Annotated in this window: 16 protein-coding genes (1 of these 16 running past the window's edge); 13 read left to right on the top strand and 3 right to left on the bottom strand. The window is 50.5% G+C overall.

Features of this window, described 5'->3' with window-relative positions:
* Nucleotides 1–174 precede the first annotated feature (174 nt).
* Nucleotides 175–963 carry a TauD/TfdA family dioxygenase gene (locus ACJJIQ_RS13805; protein WP_282933761.1) on the top strand — a complete coding sequence of 263 codons (789 nt, stop codon included), beginning with the start codon at nt 175–177 and terminating at the stop codon, nt 961–963.
* A gap of 54 nt (nt 964–1,017) precedes the next feature.
* On the top strand, nt 1,018–1,737 hold the full coding sequence (locus ACJJIQ_RS13800) for a sulfite exporter TauE/SafE family protein (protein WP_445362199.1): 720 nt from the start codon (nt 1,018–1,020) through the stop codon (nt 1,735–1,737).
* Nucleotides 1,738–1,779: 42 nt separating this feature from the next.
* Here the strand turns inward: ACJJIQ_RS13800 and ACJJIQ_RS13795 are convergent, their stop codons facing one another.
* Nucleotides 1,780–2,385, bottom strand: a complete 606-nt coding sequence (locus ACJJIQ_RS13795; RefSeq protein ID WP_445362198.1) for a tRNA-uridine aminocarboxypropyltransferase — start codon at nt 2,383–2,385, stop codon at nt 1,780–1,782.
* A gap of 31 nt (nt 2,386–2,416) precedes the next feature.
* Here ACJJIQ_RS13795 and ACJJIQ_RS13790 point away from each other — a divergent pair, with 31 nt between their 5' ends.
* The gene (locus ACJJIQ_RS13790; protein WP_445362197.1) at nt 2,417–2,851 is read left to right on the top strand and encodes a GNAT family N-acetyltransferase; all 435 of its coding nucleotides are present in this window, start codon (nt 2,417–2,419) and stop codon (nt 2,849–2,851) included.
* Nucleotides 2,852–3,012: 161 nt separating this feature from the next.
* Here the strand turns inward: ACJJIQ_RS13790 and ACJJIQ_RS13785 are convergent, their stop codons facing one another.
* On the bottom strand, nt 3,013–5,745 hold the full coding sequence (locus ACJJIQ_RS13785) for a discoidin domain-containing protein (protein WP_445362196.1): 2,733 nt from the start codon (nt 5,743–5,745) through the stop codon (nt 3,013–3,015).
* A gap of 518 nt (nt 5,746–6,263) precedes the next feature.
* On the bottom strand, nt 6,264–8,297 hold the full coding sequence (locus tag ACJJIQ_RS13780; RefSeq protein ID WP_445362195.1) for a glycoside hydrolase family 16 protein: 2,034 nt from the start codon (nt 8,295–8,297) through the stop codon (nt 6,264–6,266).
* Between the two features lie 709 nt (nt 8,298–9,006).
* Between ACJJIQ_RS13780 and ACJJIQ_RS13775 the strand changes: the two genes are divergently transcribed.
* The 10 genes from ACJJIQ_RS13775 to ACJJIQ_RS13730 form a co-directional block, all read left to right on the top strand.
* Nucleotides 9,007–9,519 (top strand): CinA family protein, encoded by a 513-nt coding sequence (locus ACJJIQ_RS13775; protein ID WP_445361319.1) that lies wholly within the window; start codon nt 9,007–9,009, stop codon nt 9,517–9,519.
* A gap of 174 nt (nt 9,520–9,693) precedes the next feature.
* Nucleotides 9,694–10,728: a recombinase RecA gene (gene recA / locus ACJJIQ_RS13770; protein ID WP_108735301.1), complete on the top strand. Its 1,035-nt coding sequence runs from the start codon at nt 9,694–9,696 to the stop codon at nt 10,726–10,728.
* A complete protein-coding gene (locus ACJJIQ_RS13765) occupies nt 10,729–11,214 on the top strand; it encodes a regulatory protein RecX (RefSeq protein WP_413662886.1) in 486 nt (161 codons plus the stop codon). It abuts the gene before it with no gap.
* Between the two features lie 100 nt (nt 11,215–11,314).
* Nucleotides 11,315–12,793, top strand: coding sequence for a glycerol kinase GlpK (glpK, locus tag ACJJIQ_RS13760; protein ID WP_445362194.1), 1,479 nt, complete (start codon nt 11,315–11,317; stop codon nt 12,791–12,793).
* Nucleotides 12,794–12,841: 48 nt separating this feature from the next.
* Nucleotides 12,842–13,852 (top strand): class I fructose-bisphosphate aldolase, encoded by a 1,011-nt coding sequence (locus tag ACJJIQ_RS13755; RefSeq protein ID WP_445362193.1) that lies wholly within the window; start codon nt 12,842–12,844, stop codon nt 13,850–13,852.
* Between the two features lie 39 nt (nt 13,853–13,891).
* The gene (locus tag ACJJIQ_RS13750) at nt 13,892–14,725 is read left to right on the top strand and encodes an alpha/beta hydrolase (RefSeq protein WP_445362192.1); all 834 of its coding nucleotides are present in this window, start codon (nt 13,892–13,894) and stop codon (nt 14,723–14,725) included.
* A gap of 139 nt (nt 14,726–14,864) precedes the next feature.
* On the top strand, nt 14,865–15,050 hold the full coding sequence (locus ACJJIQ_RS13745) for a Trm112 family protein (protein WP_108734085.1): 186 nt from the start codon (nt 14,865–14,867) through the stop codon (nt 15,048–15,050).
* Nucleotides 15,051–15,054: 4 nt separating this feature from the next.
* Nucleotides 15,055–15,402 (top strand): histidine triad nucleotide-binding protein, encoded by a 348-nt coding sequence (locus ACJJIQ_RS13740; protein ID WP_413662882.1) that lies wholly within the window; start codon nt 15,055–15,057, stop codon nt 15,400–15,402.
* 72 nt (nt 15,403–15,474) lie between these two features.
* A complete protein-coding gene (gene alaS, locus ACJJIQ_RS13735; protein ID WP_445362191.1) occupies nt 15,475–18,084 on the top strand; it encodes an alanine--tRNA ligase in 2,610 nt (869 codons plus the stop codon).
* Between the two features lie 132 nt (nt 18,085–18,216).
* A protein-coding gene (locus tag ACJJIQ_RS13730; RefSeq protein ID WP_413662880.1) for an aspartate kinase crosses the window boundary here: on the top strand, nt 18,217–18,453 show its start. 996 nt of this gene lie beyond the right edge of the window; the window shows 237 of its 1,233 coding nt (coding positions 1–237); the start codon lies at nt 18,217–18,219; its stop codon lies beyond the right edge, outside the window.

The following is an 18,453-nucleotide window of genomic DNA, read 5'->3' as shown; positions in this document are numbered from 1 at the left end:
GGACACTTACTATTTCGATGTAAAAGAGCTTTAAACGCCATCAGGGACTAAAGTTGGAGACGTATGAGTTTGGTACATGTGTGATATTTGGCATAAAGATTGCTCCTTTTATCTTGTGGGTAGAAGTTCATATTGTGGGAATCGTAAAGGAATTGTTCATCAAGGGAGCTGAAAATGTCGTCACTCTATTTTTCATCGCATGCCATGCCACTTAGAGTCCCAAGTTACTGCTGCTTTGAACTTGGGTCCTGTTCGGACATAGAGTATGAAAGTTATAAGATAGCCTTGTTTAAAAAAGGGATTGCGCTTATCCATCTCAAATTTTCTGATGATTCTGCTGAAGTGATGGAGGATATTGTCAATACCATTGGGTTGGTACATGAGCATGATTCTATGGGGCGAACGGTTTGGGATGTGAGAATTGGTGGTGAGACAGGCGATGAGGCATTGGCTATATCTCATAGTGATAGAGAATTCTTTTTGCACAATGACGGTGCTTTTGAATCGGAGATGCCTGGCTACTTTGGTCTCTTCGTTGTGCACGCTGATATGCATGGAGGCGGAGAAAATATTCTTGTCTGTGCCGACAGGATAATCGAGAGCCTCTCCGATAAAACTTTCCAGGTACTTTCAAGTAGTAAGTTTAAACTGCGTGTTCCTGAAGAGTTTCGCAAGTCGTCTGAGTTTATAGAGGCATCCTTAATTGATGAGAGCCATGGTTTCAGATACAGGTATGATATTATCGAGCGTGAGTATTGCTCTTCAGATGAGCTTGATGCTTTACGCGAGCTGGAGCTAAAAATATCGTTGCCACATAATATGTTTAAGGTTAGGTTGAATAATAATCAGATATTGTTATTGGATAATCGACGATACCTTCACGCAAGAACTGGAATAAAGGATAGGAAAAGGCACCTTAAACGAATACGTTTTAATATGCCTGCTATATCGAGGGTTGCTTAACGGGTGGTCATAGAGACAGTTATAGTTGGGTTGTTGCTTATTCTGGTAGCAGGTATGGCTCACGGAGCATTGGGATTTGGTTTCCCAATGCTTGCGACGCCTATTCTGGCACTTGCTTATGATTTGAAAACGGCGGTGGTGTTAACCATCTTGCCGTCGCTTTTGGTAATTATATCCAGTCTTTATAAGTGCCGAGATTATAGGATTAATTTTTCTAAATATAGTTTAGTAATATTATTGGTGTCTCTTGGAAGCCTTGCCGGAACATGGCTGTTAACCTGGGCAAATCCGGATATTCTCAAGTTGTTACTGGCGGTATCAATCTTGATTTATCTGTTTTCCAATCGTTTAAGGGGTTATCTGTCCAAATTCTCCAGTCGGCCAGTATTTTTTCCTATCATTATGGGCGGCTTGGCTGGGGTGATTGGTGGCGCGACTAATGCGATTGCGCCTCTACTGATGATTTACTTATTGGAAGTTACCAAGTCTTCAAAGGAAGTAATCCTTATTTCCAATATTTGTTTCTTGATTGGCAAGCTGATACAGCTTTCTGTGCTTTCAGTTTACTTGAGTTTTGATGATTTGGAGTTGATGTCGCTATCTGCAATTACCGTATTTGCATATTTTGGACTAATTATCGGATTTAATCTTCAATCGAAGATTGATGAAGAGCGATATCGATTGATTATTCGATATGCCTTATCAATTTTTATGTGTGTGCTGACCTATCAGGGGATTTCTAATTTGATATTTCCTGATGGAGTAATTGTTTAGGTTCTCTGCTTGAGGCCTTACTGACTGTGATAGCCAAACGCCCTAAGCTGGCTCTACTGAATAGCTCTGCTGTTGCAGGCTAATCATCTTTTCAAATGGTTGCAGAAGCTTGGAATACTCATTTTTATCTTCAAGTTGAGTCATAGCCAAGGCAATACTTTCAATGGTTGACAGACCATCCGCAACGGTGGTTTTCCGAATAGTGTAGTTGGATTTCAAGTCCCCACTGAGATTGACTCTTGGAAGCTGTTGTAGCTTGGGGTTCAGGTGAAGAATCTTTTTAGATTTTTTCCAAGTCGCATCAATAACAATTAGCTGTTCAATCGTTTCCAGCTGATTCTGGTGGCTAGGGGTATTATTCTCTTCAGCTAATTGGGGTGTTTGGGGTAGCCATGATAGTGACGGATAGAGTAGAGCGCTGGGTGTATCGAGTAGCCTGTCCAGCTGTTGATTAGGAAGGGTTTCAGAAATAAGCATTTCACTGTTATTTAAACACAGGTGCGCCATACGCCCGGTATTGAACGGGTGCTTCTCTTCTTGTGGGTGCTGTATGATCACCACCTTTACGGTATTGGCCAGGCTCACCAACGCACTGCAGTAGCAGACATTGGGCGGGCGCAGGCAGGTGCTACAGGTCTCTCTGGGCATTTTTCTACTTCAGGGGTACAGGGGCAGGTTTATGGCGAAAACGCAGCCTTCTAATAGTGTTCAGTGGCTGGCAGATATAGAGATTCCGCTAGCGAACAAATTTTATCGCATGTATGGATTTCGTGGCAAAGCCAAACGCCATGAGGACTGCGGGATAGTACGCGGCGAACGGGGGGAGGTGATTGCCTGCGGTTATTTGCGGCGCTATGAGAACTTTAAGCTCCTGGCCGGAGTTGCTGTTGCACCAGATCATCAAGGGCAGGGTGTTGCAAGGCAGCTGTTGATGCTCCTTGCTGAACGTTTTGATAGTGACACCTATACATTTCCCTACGACCACCTGGAGCCTTTTTACTCCTCTTTGGGGTTTGAGAGGGTTGAAGTGAATGAGTTAAGTGGCCCTGTTGGGGATTTATTCCATAGTTACGTAAAGCAGGGGCGCTCGATTCTGGCGATGGTCTACCGTTAGCCTTGGGAAGATTATTATTTTGGGTTGGATTTGAATTAGAAAGAATTACTGTGCAAAGGTGTGGAGCACCTTTAGCTTTGGAATTTTAGTTCCTTCGTGGACAGTTTATAGGTAGGGCAGCACTGTAAAAGTGCTGCCCGAGTTGCTACTACCAGCAGCTATTAGTAAGTGCTAATTTCCCAAATGGAGTAGCCGTACACGGTATTGCGTTCGGTGCAGTCAACCTTCAGGTAACGGTAGTTTCCCTCTACGGTAATTGAGTCGGTGCGTTCACCGGTTCCCATTCCCGAATATGACTCAACAGTTGTCCAGTTGCTGCCATCGGTACTGCCGAGCAGAGTGTAGGCAGCCGCATTGGCAGTTTCCCAGTCGATATTGAGGGTGCCAATGGACTGTACAGAGCCCAAGTCATAAGTCAGGCTGACATTGTCCACACCGTGGGCGCTCTCCCAGCGGGTATTGCTATCTCCGTCGATTGCCAGTTCAGCACTTTGCAGTTCAGAGGTTGCAGAGATACTTGAAGCCTGACCGTCGCCACCAGTTAAGCCCAGCTCCCAGATGGAGTAGCCATAGCTTGTGCTGCGCTCAGTGAAGTACAGGCGCACATATCGATAGCTTCCACTTAGAGAGTGCTCATCGGTTCTCTCTCCGGCGCTACCACCACTAAAGTTGGCCAGTGTGGTCCAGGAAATAGTGTCGTTACTGCCTTGTACCGCATAGGTCGCAGCGTTGGCGGTTTCCCAGTCGATTGTCAGGGTGTTCAGAGCTTCTGCCTCACCCAGGTCCAGTAGTACCCATACTGAGTCACCGCCATGGGCGCTTTCCCAGCGGGTGCTGCTGTTGCCATCAACTGCATTTGCGATGGGCTGGATTTCGTTGCTGGCGGTGACGGTAGCCTGTGCAATCAGGTCCTGGCTGCCAGCTTCACCGCTATCGCCAGAGTCTTCGCCGTCGCCCTCGTCATCTCCATTATCGGAGTCGTCACCGGAGTCATCGTTGCCGCCAATACCACCGGAGAAGTAGATATTGTCGATCTCGATATCGCTGATTTCTCCATCCACGCCTAGAAGCTCGAATAGTTGAACCACGTTAGACATGTCTACTTCGTCACTGAAGTCGCTTACGGGGATAGAGATCTGGTGCCACTGGCCATCCCGTGCGAAACCGTAGGGGTCGGCGCCATTGGCAAAGTCAATCCACTTTTGTTCTACATCGTCAATGCTGCCGCTCTTCATGCCGATCTTAAAGGTCGTGGTGGAGCTGCTTTTCAAAGCAAAATTGAGCGTGGCGGTATCGTTGTCGAAGGCTGACATGTCGTAGTAAAAGTCAGCAGTGAAAGCCATACCAAACCAGCCAGCACCTGCGGAGGTGTAGGACAGGGATTCAGAGCCTTCGTAGGGGGAAGGAGAAGTCTCGATCAGGGTTTCGCCCCAGATATACAGATTGCCATCAGTGCCCAGTTCGAAACTGGAGTCGGCCTCGGTGTTTTCACTGTATAGGGAGAAGGTGCCGCTTGGCGTGGTTTTTTCGACGCTCTCACTAAAGTAAATATCGTCAATGGACAGGGTAAAGGCTTCTGACGGTCCATCGCCGCGCACCATAAATGCCTGGCTAATGGTGTTGTAGTCCACCCCAAATTTGCTCAGGGGGATACTCACCTCGTGCCATTGCCCATCCCGTTCCAGGCCAAAAGTATCGCCTTCTACGCTCAGGTCCACCCAGGACTCACCACCGCTGGTACTGTTGATACCGATGCCGATAGTCTCTTCGCTAGTGGTTTTCATGCGGAAGTTCAGGTGACCATTTTGATAGTTCATCAAATTCAGGTCGTAGTGCATCCATACACCCATGCCATACCATTCGCCGGTATCGATTTGGAACTCCAGGGCATCACTCTCGTCGACGCTGGATTGGCTTTCCATATTGTTCCAGACGTAGAGCTCAATATCAGTTCCAAACGTCAGGGATTCGGAAATATCGCTGCTGTCCCCGAACACGCCCAGGTTGCCGCTTTTTGCGGTATCGGTAGCCAGGGAGAGCTCGGTGCTGTAGCTGCTGTCATCGTTGTCGTAGATACGTACGTAGTCAACATACATTTTCGCGGGCATTGGGGCAGTGATCTCGCTGTTGTCATAGATCTGCGGGAAGATGCCACCTACTGCCAGGTTGAGAATTAAAAAGTTATGCTGGCGAAATTCATCGAATGCGGAATCACTGGTATCCGTCAAAGCTGCGATTTGGTTGGATTCGTCATCCACCCACATAACGATGCTATCGGGCGTCCAGGTCATACCGAAGATATGGTAATCCTCGGTGAGGTCGGAGCTGGAACCGAAGTCCTCAACCAGGTTTTGCGATACACCATAATCTGCTTGCCCGGTGTAGTCGTCGGACTCGTGCCACCAGTGGAAGGCTCCGGAAATTTCAGAATTTACGACGCCGGCTTCTAGCGCTTCGGCCATACCCGCTTCGAGAATATCCAGTTCGCCACAGGCAGGCCAGCCGGCTTGACCGTAGTCGCTACCCAGTTGCCAGAATGCTGGCCATAATCCCGCATCCAAATCCGGCAATTTAATTCGAGCTTCAATGGTTCCGTATTTGTAGGACAGACGCCCGAGAGACTTTAGGCGAGCAGAAGTAAAACTGCCGTCACTTTCCTGTACGGCCTGAATAATCAGGTTACCGTCTTCGACATAAGCGTTGTCGCTATCATCGGTATAATTTTGTAACTCGTTGTTACCCCAGCCGGAGTTGCCAACATCGTAGGTCCAGACGGAGGTGTCGATAGTGTCTCCGTCAAAATTATCTTCCCAGACCAAAGTTTTTGCATTGGCTATTGAGGACACAAAGGTGCCGACAATAGCTGCGGCTATCGCTGATTTTTTAATAATCATAATTTTCTTTCGTTGTTAATTATTTATAAGAATAAAACGCCTGATAGGAATGGTGTGGCTCAGTCAAATGTTGCTTGTGGATTTAATGAATGCAGATTACTTAAATTGTAATTGCCTGAAATTCACGCGAAAAACAGGTGCTGGTCACGGGCAAAGCCTAGCAAAACGATTGTTCCACAGGAAAGCGAATCTGGCCCCCTTGTCGTAGTTGTAGTCCTGTTTGTCGCATACGCTTGAAAATTTATTTTCTTGTAATTTTTTTACAAGAAAATAAATTCCTTTTTGTGTTTTTGTTTGCAAATGTTTTGTGCGGGAATTCTGTTTTTGATCTTTCTGTGTTGGGCAAAAGTGCAAGCAAATTTAATCTGGATTTATTGTTGTTGTGCTTCCCCTCACACAGGATCATATCTTTAAAAGATAATATCTGCCGGCAGACAGGGCGGGTTTTGATGCTGGTGAAAAAATTGGGTGGCGTAAAAAAGAAAAGGGCGCTGCTATTTAGCGGCGCCCTTGTATTTTTAATGTCTACGGGGTCCCTGTGCGCATCGTGCAGGTGGGGTGCAGTTTCCATGGCGATGCTTGTGCCTTTTATGATGAGGGTGGCACTTATGGGAGTGTGGGCGACAGTTGTCATTACTATCGCTGTCTGAGCTTCCGCCGGAGAAATAGATATCGTCAATTTCAATATCGCTGATATCTCCATCGACGCCCAGTAGTTCAAATAACTGAATAACATTTGACATATCTACCTCGCTACTGAAATCAGTAACGGGGATTGATATTTGGTGCCACTCGCCATCCCGCGCGAATTCATAAGGATCGGAGCCGCTGGCAAATTCAATCCACTGCTGGCCAATATCGCTGACGCTACCGCTCTTCATGCCAATCTTAAAGGTGGTTTCTGAGCTGGTTTTCAGGGCGAAATTCAGCGTTGCAGTATCATTATCGAAGGCGGATAGATCGTAGTAGCTGTCGGCAGTAAATGCCATTCCAAACCAGCCGGCCCCGGAGGAGTAATAGGAGAGGGATTCTTCACCTTCGAATGGGGTTTGAGTGGCCTCCAGCAGGGTATCGCCCCAAATATACAGGTTGCCATCAGTTCCCAGTGTGAAAGTTGAATTGGCCTCTGTAGTTTCGGTGTAGAGAGAAAAGACACCGGTCGGGGCTGTTTTCTCAACACTTTCGCTAAAGTAGATATCGTCAATGGACAGAACAAAATCTTCAGAGGCGGCATCACCTCGAATCATAAACGCCTGACTGATAGTGTTGAAGTCCACTCCCAGTTTGCTCAGGGGGATACTGACCTGATGCCATTCGCCATCGCGCTCCAGGCCGTAGGTATCATCACCATCCACCAGATCTACCCAGGCATCTCCGCCACCAGTACTGGAAATACCAATGCCGATAGTCTGGCTGCTGGTGGTTTTCATTTTGAAATTGAGATGACCGTTTTCGTAGTTCATTAGGTTTAGGTCATAGTGCATCCAGAAGCCCATGCCGAACCATTCACCAGCGGTAATATCAAACTCCAGGGCTTCATCACCCTCGGCAGCTTCGGCGCTGACAGTAGCTGACATGCTGTTTTGGTTCCAGACATACAGCTCGGTATCGGTGCCAAGCTCCAGGGATTCGGAGAGGTTGCTGCCCTCGGAAAATACGCCGATATCACCTGTTTTGGCGGTGTCTTCAGCCAGGGAGATTTCTGTGCTGTAGCTGCTGTCGTCGTTATCGTAGATGCGAACATAGTCCACATACATTTTGGCGGGCATCGGTGCGGTGATTTCACTGTTAGCGTAAATCTCTGGGAAGACGCCACCTACCGCTAAGTTCAGGATCAGGAAGTGGTGTTGACGGAACTCGTCAAATGCGGGGTCTTCACTGCCGATGCTAATAATTTCATTGGCTTCGTCGTCGACCCACATGACGATGCTATCCGGTGTCCAGGTCATACCGAAAATATGGTAGTCCTCAGTGAGGTCAGTGCTGGAGCCGAAGTCATCAATAAGGTTTTTCGATTGACCGTAGTCCGCCTGGCCTGTGTAGTCATCGGATTCATGCCACCAATGGAAAGCGCCGGAAACTTCTGAGTTGACCGTGCCTGCACTGAGAGCGTCGGCCATGCCCGCCTCGAGAATATCCAGTTCGCCGCAAGCGGGCCAGCCCACTTGGCCGTAGTCGCCACCCAGCTGCCAGAAGGCAGGCCACAATCCGGCATCCAGGTCAGGTAATTTAATGCGGGCTTCAATGGTGCCATATTTATAAGTCATACGACCCAGGGATTTCAGGCGGGCGGAAGTAAAACTGCCGTCGTCGTTTTGCAGTGCTTGAATAATAAGGTTGCCATCTTCAACATAGGCATTGGCGCTATCATCGGTGTAGGTTTGAAGCTCATTGTTACCCCAGCCTGAGTTGCCCACATCGTAAGTCCAAACGGACTTATCAATACTGTCGCCGTCGAAATTATCTTCCCAGACCAAAGTTTTTGAATTGGCAAGTGAGGACACACAGGCGCCTACAATAGCAGCCGCGATCGCTGATTTTTTTAAATTCATGATTTTGTCTTTCTTTAATTATCTATGGGGGTGCCAACTTCATTGTATTTTTATAATGGCGGTGATCTGCCACGATGATTAATGCTTGTTGGGCTTGGGGATTTATCTGCTTTTTTATTGTGATATTTATATATTCAGTACAGCAGTAACAGACTAACAAAAAGCCGATTGTTGCATAGGGAAAGCCCGGGCCCTTTATCGTGAGACTGGTCCAACTTATCGCATATACAAAATTTTTCTGCTTTAAAATTAGAATCAGCCAGTGCGTATTAATGTGTTTTTACATTGTTTACGCTTTTATTTTTAAATTTGCTGTTGCTTATTGGACTGCCCGCTTGAAATTATTTGCTGATTTAAGACCCCTTTTAAAATTTAAATTCTAATTTGAAGGTGGGCCGGCGGCGGAAATTAGAATTGGTAACCTGGCTCCCATAGGTAGTTTTATTTTCTAGAGTGCTGCCGCCGCTTGCGAGCGCTTCGACAGCGTGAGATTTATCTTTTGGTGTCGGCGCCGGTGTGCAGCCGGCGTGGATTGAGTTTTTAAAGGGGTTGCGGCTTCACCACTGAGGGGCGGTTGTATATTCGGTATGGGGCAGCTTACTTAAAATGGAATTTGTAAGCTTGCTGCAGGTCGGCACCGAGAATAAGAGCCCACTTCTGTGCTGTAATATTTGGTTGTGGCCCAGGAGCGGTTGAATAGGAAGAAACGGTGGAATACAGAGAGATAACTGAGCTTGCCAGAGAGTTGGGCGGGGAGCTGGAAAAGAGAGATTGGCGTGTGACGTCGGCAGAATCTTGCACCGGTGGTGCGATTGCGGCGGCTATTACCTCTATAGCGGGTGCTTCGAATTGGTTTGATGGATCGATCGTGAGCTATGCGAATCGTATCAAGAACGGTGTTCTGGGTGTCGACAGCAATGATCTCAAGCAGTTTGGGGCAGTGAGTGAGCCGGTCGCTCGACAGATGGCTTGTGGGGTTCTGGCGATGATGGATGCCAATCTCGCCGTTGCGGTCAGTGGTATCGCGGGGCCTGATGGTGGCACTGCCGAGAAGCCGGTAGGTACAGTTTGGATCGCCTGGGCCCATGCGGAGGGGCAAGAGCCAGTGCAGATTGATGCGAAGTGTTTTCTGTTCAGTGGTAACCGGGCAGAGGTGCAATCGCAGACGGTCGTTGAGGCGCTGAAGGGAATGTTAAAGGTTGTCCGTGAGCACCCGGTTTGAACCTGTCCGCCGGGTCAATCTTTGTTCGTTTGCTCCAGCTTCAGACTTCTTTTTGAAGCGAGGCTCGCTCAGCCTGAAGCTGGTACTCAGTATAAGGAATTACTGGTTGCCTATACAGTAATCCTTCGTTAAGCTTGCCACCACTCAATTCAGCTCAGAAATACGGGAATGGTCATGGATTCCAATAAAGACAAGGCATTAAAAGCGGCGCTATCTCAGATTGAACGTCAGTTCGGTAAAGGCACTGTGATGCGTATGGGAGACAAGGAGCGCGAGCGTATTCCTGCGATCTCCACCGGCTCCCTCGGCTTGGATGTGGCCCTGGGTATAGGCGGCTTGCCGCGTGGCCGTATCGTTGAAATTTATGGACCAGAATCCTCCGGTAAAACCACCCTCACCTTGCAGGTGATTGCCGAGGCCCAGCGCAATGGTGGTACTTGTGCTTTCGTGGATGCTGAGCACGCCCTCGACCCTATCTATGCTGAAAAACTGGGTGTCAACGTCGATGAGTTGATCGTATCCCAGCCGGATACCGGTGAGCAGGCGCTGGAAGTTGCCGATATGCTAGTGCGCTCCGGTGCCGTTGATGTGCTGGTAGTGGACTCCGTTGCGGCCCTGACCCCGCGCGCTGAGATCGAAGGTGAGATGGGTGATTCCCACGTGGGCTTGCAGGCTCGTTTGATGTCCCAGGCTCTGCGTAAGCTCACTGGTAATATCAAGAACACCAACACCCTGGCGATCTTCATTAACCAGATTCGCATGAAGATCGGTGTTATGTTCGGCAGCCCTGAAACCACCACTGGTGGTAATGCCCTCAAGTTCTACTCTTCTGTGCGCTTGGATATCCGTCGTATCGGTTCCGTTAAGGATGGCGATGAGGTGGTGGGCAACGAAACCCGAGTGAAAGTGGTTAAGAACAAGGTAGCTCCTCCGTTTAAGCAGACCGAGTTCCAGATCATGTATGGCGAAGGCATTAACATGATTGGTGAAATCGTCGATTACGGCGTGAAGATGGGGCTGGTGGATAAAGCTGGGGCTTGGTACAGCTACAAGGGCGACAAGATTGGCCAGGGCAAGGCGAACGCTACCAAGTTCCTGCGCGATAACCCCGACATTCGCAACGAGATTGAAGGTCAGTTGCGTGCGCAGCTGCTCGGTGATTTAGTGCCTGCGACCCCTGAAGAGGCTGCGGAATTACCGGAAGAGTAAATGCCGTACTCAAAAGCGGATTTTTCCGTTGATCCAGCTCAAGCGCTTTTCAGCGCGGCGCTTGAGCTGTTGACCCGCCGCGAGCACTCCCGCCATGAATTGAGGCAAAAGCTCGCGGCAAAATTCCCCAGCGCCGATTTCGACACGCTTTTTGAGCGCCTACACGAGCTCAACTATCAATCCGATCAACGCTTTGCCGAAGTTTTTGCCCGCTCCCGTGTCCAGCGCGGTCAGGGGCCGATGCGTATTCGCCAGGAGCTACAGCAGCGCGGCGTGCGCGGTGAACTAATTGCCCAGGCGCTGGATCAGTTGGAAGTGGATTGGTTTGAGTTAGCTGCGGAAATGCTGCAGAGAAAATATCGGGCCCCTATGAGCGCAGAGCTTCCACGGGATCAGTGGATGAAGGAGCGAGCGCGACGCCAGCGATACCTGGCTTACAGGGGCTTCCCCACAGATGCGATTAGCTGGGCGCTGGACGGCAATTAATCGGGCTTATACTCTGACTACTACCTGAATGACTGGTCGATAGGTTTCGGCCGTATTTTCAGGTACAGAAAGAGACTAAAAGAATAAGCGCGAGAACCCTATGATCCTGTCAATTGACCAGGGCACCACTGGTACCACAGCTTTTATCTTCGATAGTAAGGGCCACCTGATTGGTCGCAGTTACTCGGAAATTCCCAATCGTTATCCCCAGCCAGGCTGGGTTGAGCAGGATGCGGAAGAGATTTGGTCGGTAACTCTCCGGGTCTGTGCCGCAGCACTCCAGCGCGCTGGTGTTCGCGCGTCGGATATCACTGCAGTGGGAATTACTAACCAGCGCGAGACCACGATCGTCTGGGATAGGTATACCGGTGAGCCGGTTTTTCCTGCGATTGTGTGGCAGTGCCGGCGCTCGGCAGAGGTATGCCGGGAGTTAGGGGAACTCGGCAGGTCTGATTGGTTGCGAGAGCGCAGTGGCCTATTGCTGGATGCTTACTTTTCCGCAAGTAAGTTGACTTGGCTGTTCCGCCGTAACCCGGATTTACTAACCCGAGCTCAAAATGGCGACCTGTGTTTCGGCACCGTAGATAGCTGGTTGATCTGGAAAATGAGCGGTGGCAAAGCCCATCTCACCGATCACACCAATGCCAGTCGTACTCTCCTGTACAACATAAAAGATAAAGCCTGGGATAGTGAGCTGCTGGATTTTTTCCAGTGCCCTGAATCCATTCTTCCCAGAATTCTACCGTCGGCTGGCGACTTTACCGATACAGACCCCCACGCCTTTCTCGGCACATCGGCTCCGATTTGTGGTGTTGCCGGGGATCAGCAGGCAGCACTGTTTGGCCAGGGTTGTACCGAGCCCGGTAGTATAAAAAACACCTACGGAACTGGCTGCTTTATGCTGGCTTTTGCCGGCGAGGATCGCCCGGAGCTACCCCGGGGGTTGCTGGCTACAGTGGCCTGTGATGCCCAGGGTAATCCGGCCTATGCCGTAGAGGGTTCAGTTTTCACAGCGGGCTCCGCTATACAGTGGTTGCGGGACGAGATGGGAATGATCCAGCAGGCGGTGGATACCGAAATCATCGCCCAGAGTATTCCTCATACCCGCGGCGTTTATCTTGTGCCTGCATTTAGTGGGCTGGGTGCGCCGCACTGGGACCCATCGGCACGGGGGACTATTTGCGGCTTGAGTCGGGGGGCTGGTCGAGCTGAGGTGGTGCGTGCCACTTTGGAATCTATAGCTTACCAGAGTGATGAGCTGGCCCGCTTGATGGAGCAGGCCCTGGGCTTGCCGATTATCCATATGCGTGTGGATGGGGGTGCTTGCGCGAATAATTTCCTAATGCAATTCCAGGCGGACATTTCCTCTTTGCGTGTTGAACGGCCCCAGCAGATTGAATCGACGGCTATTGGTGCTGCGTTGCTGGCTGGTATTGGCAGTGGGATCTGGCGACCAAGGGAATTACCGGAGTGTTTGCAGGAAATTGAACGGGACTTTATGCCGGCAATGACTCAGGCGGAGAGGGAGCAGTTGTTGGCTGGTTGGCGGAGGGCGGTAAAGGCCTGTAAAGCTTTTTAGGCTGGACCGCCTATCCTCTTAGCGTAATAACCTAAGGGAGGGGTAGAGATGTCACATATCGATATGCTGGAGGAAACTGTAGCAACTTTGGTCGATGGTCAAAGAGGCATCCTGGCTGCCGATGAGAGTGGCGGCACTATTGCAAAGCGCTTTGCCACGATTGGAGTGGATTCCACTGAGAAAAACCGGCGCGACTACCGTGCTGCGCTGCTGTCCTGTAAGGGGTTGGGTGAATGTATTAGTGGCGTTATTTTGTTCGAGGAAACTCTGAGGCAAAAAGATACTGAGGGCCAGCCCTTGCCCCAAGTCGCTGCGTTACAAGGGATAGTGCCGGGCATAAAGGTGGATAAGGGCAAGGGCCCTCTGCCTGGAGCGCCTGGGGATATGATCACCTACGGGCTGGACGGGTTGTCTGAGCGCTTGCAGCAATATAAAAAGCAAGGAGCTCGCTTCGCCAAGTGGCGCGAAGTCTATCCTATTGGCCATCACAACCCCACGCGCCTGGGGCTTACCGCAAATGCTGAGATGTTGGCCCGCTATGCAGCGGTATGCCAGGCCGAAGGGGTGGTTCCTATTGTCGAGCCAGAGGTTCTGATGGACGGTGAGCACGATATAGAGCGCAGTGCGGCGGTAAATGAGCGGGTTTGGCACTCTGTGTTCCACGCACTCCACCAGCACGGGGTAATACTGGAGCTGATGTTGCTCAAGCCCAGTATGGTAACCCCTGGTGCGGAGGCGGAAACGGCTGACCCTGAGCAGGTGGCCGAATATACCCTGCGCAGCTTGCGGCGAACGGTCCCCGCAGCAGTGCCGGGAATTAACTTTCTTTCCGGGGGGCAGGGACCAGAAGAGGCCACGGCCAATCTCAATGCAATGAATCAGCAAGGTGGTGGCCCCTGGCAGTTGAGCTTTTCCTATGGGCGCGCACTACAAGAGCCAGCACTCGCTGCTTGGCAGGGGCGCCCGGAGAATGTTGAAGCAGCCCAGGAAGCGCTGCTTAAACGGTCCCGCATGAATCATTTGGCCATGCTGGGCAGGTACCGTGAAACCCTGGAATAGCGATTAGCTAGCAAAATAATAATCAATAAGGAGATTGCAATGGAGTTTGTCACCAGGGGAGTGACGCTGTATTACCGGCGCTGGTGGGTAGAAGAAGCTGTGGGTGTAGTAGTTATATCTCACGGGTTGGGAGAGCACAGTGGGCGTTACAGTGAGCTGGCGGAGGACCTCAATCGAGCAGGGTACAGTGTCTATGCCCTAGATCATTATGGCCATGGATTGTCGGATGGGAAGCGCGGGGATATTGAGGATTTTGCACTTTATAGTGAGGATCTAAATGAATTTATCTCCTTGGTAAAAAGTGGAAACCCCGGGCTTGGGATGCATCTTCTTGGCCACAGTATGGGAGCTGTTATCGCCTGTGGCTGTGCTATTCGATATAAGTCTGTCGACAGTTTAAATCTTTCCGCACCGGGCTTTCGCGGCAAAAGTGAGCCAAAAGGCCTTCTGTTATGGCTCGCGCTATTTTTGGCTCGCTGGTTTCCGGGGTTGGCTCTTTCCAGCCAGATAAATAGTCAGTGGATATCTCGTAGTCCGGATGTGGTCAAGCGGTATGTCAGTGATGAACTTGTGCATCACAGCATCTCTCTGCGCTGGTTTAAGACTTTTTTGCAGGAGCGGGAGTTTTTATCTGGCCGGTTGGATGGGATATCCATGCCTTGCCTTCTGTTATTGCCGGAATCAGACCATATTGTCGATGTGGAACTCAGCCGCAAGTGGTTTGGACAGGTGGGGTCAAAAAACAAGCAGTTGCACTGTTTCTCAAGGTCTTACCACGAGGTATTTAATGAAATAGAGGAGGGGCGTTTAGCCCGGGAGCTGCTACTTAGCCATCTCAATTCTGTTTCAGTAGAGACTGCTTCTGTCATATAAGGGTAAAAAAGCGCAAGGCCAGCAGGTGGCGCAGCAGAAGCTATGGCGAATACCGTGTAAAAGCGTATGAAGCATTGTATGATACGCGGTCATTTTTGCCCATCGGAAGTATTACCGAGGGAAAATAGTGGGGTGGAACATGGATAAAAAGTTGCTGAGCCTGTTGGTATGTCCGGTGAGTAAAGCACCGCTTGAATACCGAGAGGACACACAGGAGCTGGTCTGCAAGGCCAGCGGTCTAGCCTATCCGGTGCGGGACGGTATACCGGTAATGCTGGAATCTGAAGCGCGGCAGCTGACAGCCGAGGAAAAGCTGGAAAAGTAAACCAATGGGTGAACCCAGCGTTTTCAGTCAAATTATCTCGGGAGATATCCCTGCTGAGATGATCTACGAGGACGACCAATGTGTCGTTATTGAGGATCGCGCGCCACAAGCGCCGACCCATCTCCTCATTATCCCACGCAAACCCCTAGTGAATTTATCCGCTGCTCAGGCTGAGGATAAATCCCTGCTCGGCCACCTTATGTGGCTGGCGGCAGAACTGGGGCGCAAGCTGGGGCTCGAGGGCTATCGGCTGGTAGTTAATAACGGTCGAAGCGCAGGTCAAACCGTATTTCACCTGCATGTTCACCTGCTTGCCCAAAAAAGAATGCCCGAACAAGGGCTGGCACAGTAGTGGAACAGAAGTGACACCGTGTCACTGACGCCAATCAAATAAAACTCAACTAACGAAGTGGAATTACGCCGGATGAAAAGCGCACAGATTCGCGACGCCTTTCTGAATTATTTTGCTGAGCAGGGCCATGCTATTGTGCCCTCCAGCTCCCTCGTTCCGGGCAATGACCCGACGCTGTTATTCACCAATGCCGGCATGGTGCAGTTTAAGGACACCTTCCTGGGGCAGGAAAAGCGTTCCTACAATCGCGCCACCAGTTCACAGCGCTGTGTGCGTGCAGGAGGCAAGCATAACGACCTCGAAAATGTCGGTTACACCGCACGGCACCACACGTTTTTTGAAATGCTCGGTAATTTTAGCTTCGGCGACTACTTCAAGCGCGAAGCGATTCGCTTTGCCTGGGAATTCCTGACCAAAGTATTGAACTTGCCGGAGGAGCGTCTTTGGGTAACCGTACATATCAGCGATGATGAAGCCGCTGATATTTGGTTGAAGGAAATGGGGGTGAGTGCCGAGCGCTTCTCCCGTCTCGACGAGGATAACTTCTGGCAGATGGGTGACACTGGTCCCTGCGGTCCAAGTTCTGAGATTTTCTACGATCACGGTGCCGATGTGCCCGGCGGTCCTCCCGGTTCCGATAATGACGACCTCGATCGCTATATCGAGATCTGGAACCTGGTATTTATGCAGTATGAGCGCACCGCTGATGGTGAACTGCACCCACTGCCCAAACCCTCAGTGGATACCGGCATGGGGCTGGAGCGTATTGCCGCCGTAATGCAGGGAGTACACTCCAATTATGAAATTGACTTGTTCCAAGCGCTGCTGAAAGCGGCGGGAGAAGTGGTTGGCTGCAGCGACCTGGAAGAGAAATCCCTGCGAGTGATCGCCGACCATATCCGCTCATGTTCATTCTTGATTGCCGATGGCGTAATGCCTTCCAACGAAGGCCGTGGATTTGTACTTCGCCGCATTATTCGCCGCGCAGTGCGCCATGGCCACAAGCTTGGGCACAAAGATATTTTCTTCTACAAGCTGGTAGAAGCGCTCGCCGAGCAGATGGGTGACGCATACCCGGAGCTGCGTGAAAAGCAGCAGGTGATTGAGAATGCGCTGCGCAAAGAGGAAGAGCAGTTTGCGAAGACTCTGGATAAGGGAATGGCGCTGCTAGAAGACGCCCTGGCTTCCCTCGAAGGCAGTGAGATCCCCGGTGAGTTGGTATTTACTCTGCATGATACTTACGGCTTCCCGACAGACTTAACCCAGGATATTGCCCGTGAGCGCGGTCTATCCCTGGATATGGATGGATATGAAGCTGCTATGGAAGCCCAGCGCCAGAGAGCTCGCGCTGCCGGTAAATTTAAACAGGACTATACCGATGTCCTCGAACTGGAAGGGGCTACAGAGTTTCTCGGTTACAACGCGACCGAGGCAACAGGCAAAGTGTTGGCCATCGTTAAAGGTGGTGAGCAGGTTGAACGCCTGGAAGAAGGTGAAGAGGGTGCAATTGTTCTGGATCGGACACCCTTCTACGCAGAGTCTGGTGGTCAGGTAGGTGATAGTGGCTATTTGAGTTCCAGTGATGCCCGCTTTGAAGTGCGTGATTGCACCAAGCAGAGCGCGCACCATTTGCATACTGGTAAGGTGTTGAAGGGGGGCATCGCTGTGGGCGAAACCCTTGAGGCAGTCGTATCTGCAGATGTTCGTCAATCCACCGCCCTGAATCACTCTGCAACCCATCTATTACATGCCGCCTTGCGCAAAGTGCTGGGCGAGCATGTTACCCAGAAGGGCTCCCTGGTGGACTCGGAGCGCCTGCGCTTTGACTTCTCCCACCCCGAAGCTGTAACGGCAAAGCAGCTGCACGCGATTGAATCCCTGGTTAATAGTCAAATTCGCGCAAATACCCCAGTTGAAACTCACGAAACCGATATTGAGTCTGCAAAAGCGATGGGCGCTATGGCTCTGTTTGGCGAAAAGTACGGCGATACTGTGCGTGTACTTTCCATGGGCAAAACCGATGACAAGGCTTTTTCCGTTGAGTTGTGTGGCGGTACTCACGTGAAGCGCACCGGTGATATTGGTTTGATTCGCATTGTTGGGGAAAGCGGTATTGCTTCCGGCCAGCGCCGAATCGAAGCGGTTACTGGCGCTCACGCAATGTCTCTGTTTGATCAGGCGCAGCAGCGTCTGGAACATGTAGCGACTCTGCTTAAGGCGCGTCCGGACTCCTTGGCTGACAAAGTTGAACAATTGCTGCTTAACAATCGAAAACTGGAAAAAGAGATTGCCCAGTTAAAAACCAAGTTGGCCAGCGGTGCTGGCGGAGACCTTTCCGCTCAGGCCATTGAGTTGGCGGGCTTTAAGTTGCTGGCAACCTCTATTGACGGAGCTGACCCCAAATCATTGAGAGATTTGGCGGATCAAATGAAGAACAAGCTGGGCAGTGGCGTGGTGCTGCTGGCGGCTCCGGGCGATGAAAAGGTGGCTTTGGTTGCCGCAGTTACCCAAGACCTGACAGATCGGCTTTCTGCTGGTGACCTTATGCGCTTTGCTGCCGGGAAGCTGGGCGGCAAGGGTGGCGGTCGAAAAGACATGGCCCAGGGTGGTGGAACCGATGTGTCCGCGCTCCCTAATATGCTGAAAGAAGTGCCAAATTGGATAGAGCAATCCTTAAACTAGTTAAGTTTTGTCAAATTAGTGGTCTGAATTCGTAGTTGAGTTGATTTCGCAGAGGTTTGGTGATTAAGTGCGCGCCTGCACGAGTTGGGCAGGAAGCGTACTTATTGTGGAGCTAAGGAAACACAGTAAGTTATGAGTTTGTTCGTGCAGAAGTATGGCGGGACTTCAGTTGGCTCAATTGAGCGAATTGAAGCTGTGGCCGATAAAGTCGCCGCGTTTCGCGCTCAGGGACATGACATGGTTGTCGTTTTGTCTGCCATGAGTGGTGAAACTAATCGCCTGATTGATCTCGCTTATCAAATCCAGGAAAAACCAGATCCCAGAGAATTGGATGTTCTGGTTTCCACAGGAGAGCAGGTCACAATTGCC

The organism is Microbulbifer maximicatervae (SeqCode) (genome assembly GCF_052468295.1).
The sequence above is the reverse complement of the archived record's forward strand: the minus strand, read 5'-3'. Positions and strand labels throughout refer to the sequence as shown.